This window comes from Bradyrhizobium campsiandrae, assembly GCF_014529705.1.
Lineage (GTDB): Bacteria > Pseudomonadota > Alphaproteobacteria > Rhizobiales > Xanthobacteraceae > Bradyrhizobium > Bradyrhizobium campsiandrae.
The window spans coordinates 1-9,125 of sequence record NZ_JAANIH010000122.1; the positions used below are offsets into that span (position 1 = coordinate 1).

A 9,125-nucleotide genomic window follows, 5' to 3' on the forward strand; every position below is an offset into this window, starting at 1 on the left:
CCCCCCTTGTGGGGGAGGGTTAGGGAGAGGGGCCCACACGGGGATTCTATCGATCGCGCAAAAGATCTTCTTCGCGACAACGAACACCTTTTCCCGGGCCACCCCTCTCCCCCGCCCTCCCCCACAAGGGGGGAGGGAATGAACCGTTCGTGCGGCAACATCATTGCTTCACAACGGCTCGTCGTCGTTTCCATAGCGATCCCGCTTGGGTGTGGCGATGTCGCCGTCTTCGTCATCGTCCTCGGTGTCGCGCGGCGGCGGCGGCTTCCTGGCCTTGTCGGCCGTGGCCTTCGGCGGCGCGCTAGGCTTGGCAGTCCTGTTTCCGAACTTGATCATGGCTGACCCGGGATGGTGATGCGTCATCCGCTTCTAGCCGTAAAGATGCTGCGGTTGCCGACCTATCTCAAGAGCCCTGCGACATCGCCGTCAGGCGTGGACTACCGGCCCGCCCGCTTTCTTCCAGGCATCGAGGCCGCCGGCGATATGGGCGGTGTTGGAAAGGCCGGCCTCCTTGGCGGCGGCAACCGCCATCGCCGAGCGCTCGCCGAAGGCGCAGAAGAACACGACGCGGCGCCCCGTCGCGGCGGCGACCTCGCGCAGCATGCCGCCGGGCTTGAGGCTTTCCTCGATACCAGGATAGGGCGTGTGCAGCGCGCCTTCGAGCATGCCGTGCTTGATCCGCTCGTTACTCTCGCGCAAATCGACCAGGAGGATGTCGGGCCGGTGCAGGGAGCGGATCGCCTCGACGGCGCTGAGCGCGCGGCCCTCTTTCTCCAGCTCTTCCTGATGCAGGCCGACCCGCATGTTGGCGGGCACCGCCACGTCCATCATCTTCGGATTGGGCAGCTTCAAATTCGCCATCAGCTCGATATATTCGTCGACCGAGCGCACTTGGAGCCGCGGATTGTAGCGCTTCTCCTCGCCGATGGTGGAGACGGTGTCACCCTTGTAGTCATGCGCCGGGAATACCATCGTCTCGTCAGGCAGCTTCAAGAGACGATTGAAGATCGAATCATATTGCGCGCGGGACGAGCCGTTCTGGAAATCGGTGCGGCCGGTGCCGCGGATCAGCAGCGTGTCGCCGGTGAAGACGCGATCGCCCATCAGATAGGAATAGGAATCGTCGGTATGTCCAGGCGTGTACATCACCTCGAGCGAGAGGCCTTCGATCGTCACCTTGTCGCCGTCGGCGACCCGCATCGCCACAACGTCGGCCTTGGTCTGGTCGCCCATCACGGTCATGCAATGGGTGCGGTCGCGCAGCTCGCCGAGACCGGTGACGTGGTCGGCGTGTAGATGGGTGTCCACCGCCTTGACCAGCTTGAGGTCGAGCTCGCGCAGCAGCTGGCAGTAGCGGTCGACCTTCTCCAGCACGGGATCGAGGATCAGCGCCTCGCCGCCGGGGCGGCTGGCGAGGAGGTAGCTGTAGGTGCCCGAAACGCTGTCGAAGAGCTGACGGAAGATCATGGCAGAACCCGGCGTGATGATTTCGAGGATTCTACTACGTCGGACGGTAGAAAGAGAAGTAATGTGCTGTCGAAATAAGAAATTTTAGAAGATTTTTGTTGCGAGGGCTGACAACCCACCCAGAGCCGTCATCGCCCGCGAGACGGGGGTCCAGACCCACTCGCGCGAAAAATCTGCGGCCGCGTCAACCCTATCCCGCAATGCCCGGGTTGCCGTCGACGCCGTTCAGCGTGACGCCAGTGCCGAGCCGCTCCGGAAGCATCCGGCCCGAGCGCAGATATTTGGCGACGACGTCCCACACCGGCGCGCCCTGCTGGCCGTTGACCGAGGCCCAGCCTGCGACCTTGTAGCGCCTGCTGGCGCTGATCGACTTGCCATTGTCGAGCTTGAGCTCGGAGATGCGGCGGCCGATCGCGTTGGTGGGGCTGCAGGTGTAGCTGAGCCCGCCGGCGCGCACCATGTCGCCGCCTTGCTGGTAATAGGGATCGGCATTGAAGAGATTGTCGCAGACGTCTTCCAGCACGTCCTTGATCTCCGCGCCGGTCATCTCCTGCACATAGGTCTCGGGATAGGTGATCGCGGTCCCCGCGAGCACATCCTCCATGGTCAGCGGCTGGCCGGGCAGAGCGGTGACGCCCCAGCGGAAGCCGGGCGACAGCGCGATCTCGGCGTTGAGCTCGGTCCGCAGCGCGGTGCAGATCAAATCGTCGACGGGGCCGGCGAAATTGTCGCGGCGATAGAGCAGGCGATCGGGCGTTGCAATCTTCTCCGACCAGTCGGTCACGACAGGCGCGCGCAGCTTGCCGATCAGCTCGGCCATGGCCGGATCGGGCTTCAGCAGCTCGGAATAGACAGGCAGCAGATGATACCTGATGTCGCCGACCTTGCCCTTGTCGAGCGCGAGATCGAGCACGGCCAGAAATTTTCCGTTGGAGCCGGCATTGGTGACGAGCGTCGTGCCCCCGGCGTTCTTCACGGCAATCGGCTGCGGCACGGCGTCATGGGTATGACCGCCGAGAATGACGTCGATGCCGGTGACGCGGCTTGCGAGCTTCAGGTCGACGTCCATGCCGTTGTGCGACAGCAGGATCACCGCATCGACCTTGTCGTTGCCACGAAGTGCGTCGACATGCTTCTGCAGCTCTTCCTCGCGGATGCCGAAGGTCCAGTTCGGCGTGAACCGCTTGGGATGGGCGATCGGCACGTAGGGAAAAGCCTGGCCGATGATCGCGACGCGATGGCCGCCAAGCTCCTTGATGACGGATGGCTTGAACACGCGCCCCGTCGTCTTGTCGAAGGCGGGCGCATCATTGAACGCCGCTTCCTCGGTCAGGAAGACGTTCTGCGCCAGGAATTCGCCCCTGAAGTGCCCGAGATTCTCGCGCAGCACCTCCTCGCCATAGGTGAATTCCCAATGCCCGGTCATCGCCTCGATGCCGAGCAGATTGGCGACCTCCACCATGTCGCGGCCCTGCATGCTGTTGGCAAGGCCGGTGCCCTGCCAGAGGTCGCCGCCATCGAGCAGCATGGCATGTTTCGCGCCGACATCGTTGCGCAAGCGGTCGATCAGTGTCTTCAGATGAGCGAAGCCGCCGAGCTTGCCGAAGCGGCCGGCGGACTTCTCGAACTCGACGCAGGTGAAGGCATAGGCGTCGGCGCTGTCGGGCCGGATGCCGAAGCGGTCCAGGAAGGCGTGGCCGACCAGATGCGGCGGTCGTCCCGCCATCTCGCCGATGCCGATATTGACGCTGGGCTCGCGGAAATAGACCGGGTTGAGCTGCGCATGGGTGTCGGTGGTGTGCAGGATTCGCGCGTTGCCGAAGCGCTCGATGTCGTAGATGCTCGCGGTGTCAGCGCCGCGCGCAAGTCGCGGCAGGCTGAGCGAGGTGGCGACAGCGGCTGTACTCTTCAGGAAATCGCGGCGGCGGATCGCCATCCAATTGTCTCCGCGCCTCTCAACGGCAGTTCGACGGTTCCAGGGCGCTTTCAGCTTAGCGGATTTCCATCGCCTTCCAGGCTTCTTTTTCGGTCGTTGCCTGGACAATCGATGCCTTTGCCAGCGCTTCGGCCTCTTTGGCAGCAGTCACGGCGCCGTCGAAATCACCGCCATCGCCCGCCTTCTTGGCGGCCGCCAGCGTCGCGACGGTCGTGGTCCATTGGTTGCGCATGCCGGCTGCCTCCTTGGATGCAGCCTCCGCGGCAGCATAGGCCGCCTTGTAATCTGCTTCATTGGCCGCGCGCGCTGCCGGCGCGAGGCTCAGGGCCAGCAACATGGCGAGGGGAAGTGACCGCTTCATGGCCGCGCTCATGGTCGTGCCCCTGGACCCGATATCGGCAGGCCGTTGGCGACGTAGGACAGGAAATATTCGACGTCGCGATATTCATCTGCCTGCGGCTCCAGCGGAACCGCGCGGGTCTGGCTGTTGCAGGTGATGAAGCGACGGCTGATCGTGCCCATGCCGCTCCACTCCGAGCGGTAGATCGGCATCGCGTTGAGAATGCCGAGCGCCGGCGCCAGGACCTCGGCGCGGATGCGTTCGCCCGGGCTCTGCACGTGGCAGCTCGCGCAGGAGAAATTCAACTGGCCGCGGCGGGTGTAGAAATAGCGCTTGCCGTTCTCGAAGGCTTCGCGCGCGCGGGGGTCATCTGGAATTTTGATGTCCATCTTCTTGCCGCGCGAGGTGAAAGCCATGTAGGCCGTCAGCGAGGCCATCTCGTCCTTGACGTAGGAGTAGGGCGCTTCGCCGTTCGCCTCCCGGCAGCGGTTGAGCGCGAGCTCCAGCGTGACGACCTTGCCCTCCTTGCTGTCGAAGTAGGGATAGTTCTGGCGAATGCCGATGCCGCCGTTCGGAAAGCAGTCGGCGTAGGTCTTGCCGTTCTTGAACGGCGTCGCAAACATCTCCTTGCCGGCGTCGAGCGCGAACTCGTAAGGCGGAAACTCCTCCTTCTCCAGCCATTGCCGCTTCATGTCCTCGTTCATGGAATAAGGACCGTTGACGAAATCCTCGTGCTTCACACCAGGAAACTTCTGGAAGAAAAAATTCTGGAACGCCTTCGCATCCGTGGCCGGATCGACGGTGTCGGCCGCGATCACGCGCGGAGAGGCTAGCGCGAACGCGACGAGCGCCGCGCAGGCCGAGCCGAGCAGGAGAAGGATGCGCAGCTTCATCACGCGATCTTCGCGGTGGTCTCGTCGGACGTGCCCTTGTTGTCGGTCCAGGAGATCTTGAGGTCGTCGCCCTTCTTGGCGCCCTTGAAGCTGAACTTGACGTAGGGGTCCTTGGCGACCGCCGTGCCCCAATTGGCGACGAAGACCTCCTTGCCGTTACATTCGAACTTCAGCTCCTGGATGTAGTGTGCGGGGATCGTCTCGCCCTTGGCGTCCTTGACGAGGCCGGTATCCATGGGGTGCTGGATCAACGTCTGCACCTCGGTGATGTCGTCCTTGGACGTTGCGCGGACGCGAATGCTGGATGCCATGATCGATCTCCTCTCCCGCTTTAGCCGCCGCAGCCGCCGACGGTGACCTTCACGTCCTTGGTCGCGCTGTAGAGCTTGCCGTCGGCTTCCACGATCGCGGTCACGCTGCTGGTCTTCGCCATCTTCAGGCGGTTGGCGACAGCCGGGATCGCACCGTCGGGAAATCTGTAGCTCGCCGCCAGCGCGTTCGGGTTCTCGGCGACGAAGAACGAGATCGAGGTGACCTTGTCCAGCGTCGTCGTCACCGAGACCGGCACCACCGCGCCGTTCTCGGCGATCTCCGGGGCGTCGAGCTTGATCTTGTCGGAGGGCTCGGGGGTCTTGCCATACAGCGCCTTGATCGCCTCCGCTTCGTTCTTCAGCTTGAACGCCTCGTCCGGATATTTGTCGTTGGCCGCGGCGAGCGCCGGCGCGAACGGCAGATTGCCGAGCCCGATCAGCGCGACCGAGACGGCGCCCTGAAGGATCAGGCGCCGGGTCGGATGAGGGCCGGTGGTCGTGGTCATCGAAGGTCTCATCTGAGGTTCATCTGAGGTTTGCCGGGCCCACCGTTACAGCGTCTGCAGGAAATCAACGATCGCGTCGATCTCCTGTTCGGTCAGGATTCGGTTGCGGCCGAATGGCGGCATCATGGTCTGCGGGTTGCGTTTGGTCTCGTCGAACAGGATCGCGGCCAGCTCGCTGCGATCGGGGTATTTTGCCTTGAGGTCCTTCAGCTCGGGCCCGATCGTGCCAGGCAAGTCACCGCCCTTGATGACGTGGCAAGTCAGGCAATTGCCCTTGCCGCGGTCGAAGGCGAGCTTTTGGCCCTCGGCGACGGTCGATTGCGCCCATGCCGGATGCGCAGCGAGGCCGGCGAGGGCGACCAGCGCGAGAAGCAGGGCGGACTTGCGAGGATAGGCGGTCAAGGCGGCGTCCAGGGCGCTATATCAGAAGACATTGTTCGCACCAAATATAGTGCTCAAAGCACAAAGGACATGCCCTGACAATCAAGACTATGCAGGGCGCAAAATGGCGTTAATATCTGCCGCATTGCAACTGTAGAGAATGATCGTTCATCAAGCCGGTCTTAACCGGCAGTCTGTTCGGGGCGTTTGGTCCTGCGCGTGTTTTCGTCTGCTTTCTGGTTTTTCGGGGACATCAATTGGCTGAATATGTCGTTGAATTCGGCAGGGACGGCGGGAGGGTCGAGCCTGACGGCCGCCTCGATGCACCTGCCTTCCATCGCAATCACGAGCCGCTCTGGGCTGCGCTCGAAAAGCATCTCATTGGCCGGTCGGGCGACGTGGTCGAAGTCGGCAGTGGAACCGGCCAGCACGTGGTCCATTTTGCCCGCCACACGCCCGATCTCGTCTGGTGGCCGAGCGATCTCAATCAGCGCCACGTCAAGAGCATCGAGGCCTGGCGCGTGCATTCGGGCCTGACCAACATCCGCAGTCCGTTGCGGATCGATCTGTCCGATCCCGACTGGTGCCCGGAGATGAAGAACGGGCAGGGGCCGACGGATCTTGCCGCCGTGTTCTGCGCCAATGTCATCCACATTGCGCCATGGGCGGTGGCCGAGGGTCTGTTTGCCGGCGCCGGCCGCTATTTGCGATCCGACGGCCAGCTGTTGCTTTACGGTCCGTTCAAGCGTGACGGCAAGCACACCGCGCTGAGCAACGCGGTGTTCGACACCTCGCTGCGCGAGGGCAATCCCGAATGGGGCGTACGCGACCTCGGCGATGTCGAGAACCTGGCGCGCGGCGTCGGCCTCCGTCTGGTCGATACGATCGAGATGCCCGCGAACAATCTGACGCTGGTGTTTGCGCGCGGGTGAGGCGCGAGGCCCTCACCCCTCGCCGTCCTTCCACCCGATCTTCTCCTTCAAGAACTGGAAGCCGAGCACCTGGAAGCCGGCGCGCTCCTTGTTGTCCTTTCCATAGCCGTGGCCGCCAGCTTCGGGCTCGTAGAACCAGGCCTCATAGCCCATCGCCTGGAGCTTTGCGGCCATCTTGCGGGCATGGCCGGGATGGACGCGGTCGTCGCGCCGCGTCGTGGCGATCAGGATCGGCGGATAGGCCTGGCCGGGCTTTGCATTGTGATAGGCGGAGTAGGTCTTCAGCCATTCCCATTCGTCCGGCTTGTCGGGGTCGCCATATTCCGCGATCCAGCTCGCGCCCGCGAGCAGCTTGGTGTAGCGGCGCATGTCGATCAAGGGAATCGTGCAGAACAGCGCGCCGAAGCGCTCGGGATAGCGCACCAGCATGTTGGTGATGAGGATGCCGCCGTTCGATCCGCCCTGCGCGGCGATGCGCTTCGGCACCGTCACGCCGCGGCGGACGAGATCGGCGGCGACGGCTGCGAAATCGTCGTGCGACAGCCGCTTGCCGGCGTAACGCCCGGCATCGTGCCAGCGCGTGCCGAACTCGCCGCCGCCGCGCAAATTCGCCTGCACCGTGGTGCCGCCGCGCTCCAGCCAGAGTTTTCCCAGCGATGAATTGTACTGCGGCTTCACCGCGAGACCGAAGCCGCCATAGGCGCTCATATAGACCGGCGCGTCGCCTGACACGCCGGCAGGGCCGGTCTGCACATAGGGAATGCGCTCGCCGTCGACGGAGATGGCCTCGTGCTGCGTCACCACGAGGCCGTCGGCGTTGAATGTCCTGGGCGCCTGCTTGAGCACTTCTGGGCTTTCGACGCCGCGCTCGATCAGCATCAGCGACGGCGGCGTCAGCGGGTCCTGCACATTGGCGAGCAAATCGCTATTGCTCTCGGATTCATGGGCATCGAGGCTCCAGACGTCGACCACGCCGATGCCGGGGAGTCCCTGCAACTGCCGCCGTGTCCAACCCGACGCCGACGGTGTGCAGAGCTCGAACACCGGCCGCAATTCGTCGAGGATGGAGAGAAGAAGCTTGCCGCCGCTCCAGGAGAAGCCCTGCAAGGCCCGCCGCGGGCCCGGCTCGAACAGAACCGTGAAGTCACGGCCGCCCGCCAGGAATGCGGACAGCGAAATGCCGAGCATCGCGTCGGCTTCATAAGTGTGTCCTGCAACCGACCAGGTCTCGCGCGGCTTGACCGAGAGCCAGTCGCCGTGGGTCTGCATCCAGATATCGCTGGGCAGATCGAGCGTCGTGGTCGCGCCGCTCGTGGTGCCGATCGAGGTGCGGAAATTGAAGAAGTCGGACTGGTCGATGAACCAGATGCGCTGCGACGGCACGGTGTCGTCGACATGGCTGTACACCCGCATATGGTCGGCCGTCGTCTCGAACACCACCGGCGCCTGGTCGATACTGGTGCCGCGCCGCCACAGCCGCACGGTTCTCGCATAGCCCGATGTCGTCGCCATGCCCTCGCCAAGGGCACTCGACAGCAGCACCGTGTCGGCATCGACCCATTCGACGCTGCTTTTGGCTTCGGGCAGAAAGAAGCCGTCCGCCACGAAACTCCTGGAGTCGGTGTCGAACTCGCGCAAGGTCACGGCATCGCTGCCGCCACGCGACAGCGCCAGGATGATTCGTGAGCCGCCGGGCCGTGACGCCGTCCCGCTGAACAGCCAGTCCTTGCCCTCGGCCGCGGCAAGCCGATCGATGTCGAGCAGGATTTCCCAGGCCGGTTCGGCTTTTCGAAACTCGTCCAGCGTGGTCCGCCGCCACAGGCCGCGTGGGTGCTCCGCGTCGGTCCAGAGATTGTAGAGATAACCATCGCGCCGCCGCACATAGGGAATGTTGTCCGGCCGATCGTAGATCGCCGCAAGCAGGTCGCGATCGCGTTCGAACGCCGCGCCTGCGAATCTCTCCAGCGTCATCAGGTTCTGTTTCTCGACGAATTCGAGCGCGCGGACGCCTTCGACCTCCTCCAGCCAGAGCCAGGGATCGTCGTCGGGAGCGCTGAGCGTGGGCCTGTCGTCGATGGACATGAACGAGACTCCCTGAAATCGCGGCGAGATAGGATTTGATCGAGCGCAAGCCGTCAAGAGCGGGGCGAGGTATCATCGCTCCGGATGCGTCAGAGGCATGGCCTGCGCCCGTTTGCGCCGGTTGCCCGCCCTCCCGCGCCCCTCCATAGGGACGGGAATCAAGAAGGCCGTCGGGCGGAAATGCAGATGCTGGACGGGACGACAGCCAAGAAGAATGCCGAGGACGCCCGCGCGGGAGGCAACGCGGCCGGACAGGCCGACGCGCAGGAGACGCGCG

General features: G+C 63.9%; 10 protein-coding genes. 1 reads left to right on the forward strand and 9 read right to left on the reverse strand.

Going from position 1 to position 9,125, the window contains the following annotated elements; translation table 11 throughout:
* Positions 1–168: 168 nt before the first annotated feature.
* The 8 genes from G8O24_RS41760 to soxX form a co-directional block, all read right to left on the reverse strand.
* The gene (locus tag G8O24_RS41760; protein WP_188108302.1) at positions 169–336 is read right to left on the reverse strand and encodes a hypothetical protein; all 168 of its coding nucleotides are present in this window, start codon (positions 334–336) and stop codon (positions 169–171) included.
* 90 nt (positions 337–426) lie between these two features.
* Complete coding sequence (locus G8O24_RS41765; RefSeq protein WP_188108303.1) at positions 427–1,467, reverse strand: MBL fold metallo-hydrolase; 1,041 nt, start codon at positions 1,465–1,467, stop codon at positions 427–429.
* A 190-nt stretch (positions 1,468–1,657) separates the two neighbouring features.
* Positions 1,658–3,403 (reverse strand): thiosulfohydrolase SoxB, encoded by a 1,746-nt coding sequence (gene soxB, locus G8O24_RS41770; RefSeq protein WP_188108304.1) that lies wholly within the window; start codon positions 3,401–3,403, stop codon positions 1,658–1,660.
* A 55-nt stretch (positions 3,404–3,458) separates the two neighbouring features.
* Positions 3,459–3,764, reverse strand: a complete 306-nt coding sequence (locus G8O24_RS41775) for a hypothetical protein (RefSeq protein WP_188108305.1) — start codon at positions 3,762–3,764, stop codon at positions 3,459–3,461.
* 8 nt (positions 3,765–3,772) lie between these two features.
* Entirely contained in the window at positions 3,773–4,636 is an 864-nt protein-coding gene (gene soxA / locus G8O24_RS41780) for a sulfur oxidation c-type cytochrome SoxA (protein WP_188108306.1), read from the reverse strand.
* A complete protein-coding gene (gene soxZ, locus G8O24_RS41785; RefSeq protein ID WP_188108307.1) occupies positions 4,636–4,947 on the reverse strand; it encodes a thiosulfate oxidation carrier complex protein SoxZ in 312 nt (103 codons plus the stop codon). Before soxZ ends, soxA begins: the two co-directional genes overlap by 1 nt.
* 20 nt (positions 4,948–4,967) lie before the next feature.
* Positions 4,968–5,453, reverse strand: coding sequence for a thiosulfate oxidation carrier protein SoxY (soxY, locus tag G8O24_RS41790; protein WP_188108308.1), 486 nt, complete (start codon positions 5,451–5,453; stop codon positions 4,968–4,970).
* A 45-nt stretch (positions 5,454–5,498) separates the two neighbouring features.
* Positions 5,499–5,855 carry a sulfur oxidation c-type cytochrome SoxX gene (gene soxX / locus G8O24_RS41795; protein WP_188108309.1) on the reverse strand — a complete coding sequence of 119 codons (357 nt, stop codon included), beginning with the start codon at positions 5,853–5,855 and terminating at the stop codon, positions 5,499–5,501.
* Between the two features lie 236 nt (positions 5,856–6,091).
* On the opposite strand from soxX, the gene G8O24_RS41800 reads away from it, so the two are divergent.
* Positions 6,092–6,766, forward strand: coding sequence for a DUF938 domain-containing protein (locus tag G8O24_RS41800; RefSeq protein WP_188108310.1), 675 nt, complete (start codon positions 6,092–6,094; stop codon positions 6,764–6,766).
* Between the two features lie 12 nt (positions 6,767–6,778).
* On the opposite strand, the gene G8O24_RS41805 is transcribed toward G8O24_RS41800, so the two are convergent.
* Complete coding sequence (locus G8O24_RS41805) at positions 6,779–8,848, reverse strand: prolyl oligopeptidase family serine peptidase (protein WP_188108311.1); 2,070 nt, start codon at positions 8,846–8,848, stop codon at positions 6,779–6,781.
* Positions 8,849–9,125 lie beyond the last annotated feature (277 nt).

Excerpts from the sequence above, each read along its gene's own strand:
- G8O24_RS41760 (WP_188108302.1), bottom strand. The coding sequence starts at position 336 with ATGATCAAGTTCGGAAACAGGACTGCCAAGCCTAGCGCGCCGCCGAAG.
- G8O24_RS41765 (WP_188108303.1), bottom strand. The coding sequence starts at position 1,467 with ATGATCTTCCGTCAGCTCTTCGACAGCGTTTCGGGCACCTACAGCTAC.
- soxB (WP_188108304.1), bottom strand. The coding sequence starts at position 3,403 with ATGGCGATCCGCCGCCGCGATTTCCTGAAGAGTACAGCCGCTGTCGCC.
- G8O24_RS41775 (WP_188108305.1), bottom strand. The coding sequence starts at position 3,764 with ATGAAGCGGTCACTTCCCCTCGCCATGTTGCTGGCCCTGAGCCTCGCG.
- soxA (WP_188108306.1), bottom strand. The coding sequence starts at position 4,636 with ATGAAGCTGCGCATCCTTCTCCTGCTCGGCTCGGCCTGCGCGGCGCTC.
- soxZ (WP_188108307.1), bottom strand. The coding sequence starts at position 4,947 with ATGGCATCCAGCATTCGCGTCCGCGCAACGTCCAAGGACGACATCACC.
- soxY (WP_188108308.1), bottom strand. The coding sequence starts at position 5,453 with ATGACCACGACCACCGGCCCTCATCCGACCCGGCGCCTGATCCTTCAG.
- G8O24_RS41805 (WP_188108311.1), bottom strand. The coding sequence starts at position 8,848 with ATGTCCATCGACGACAGGCCCACGCTCAGCGCTCCCGACGACGATCCC.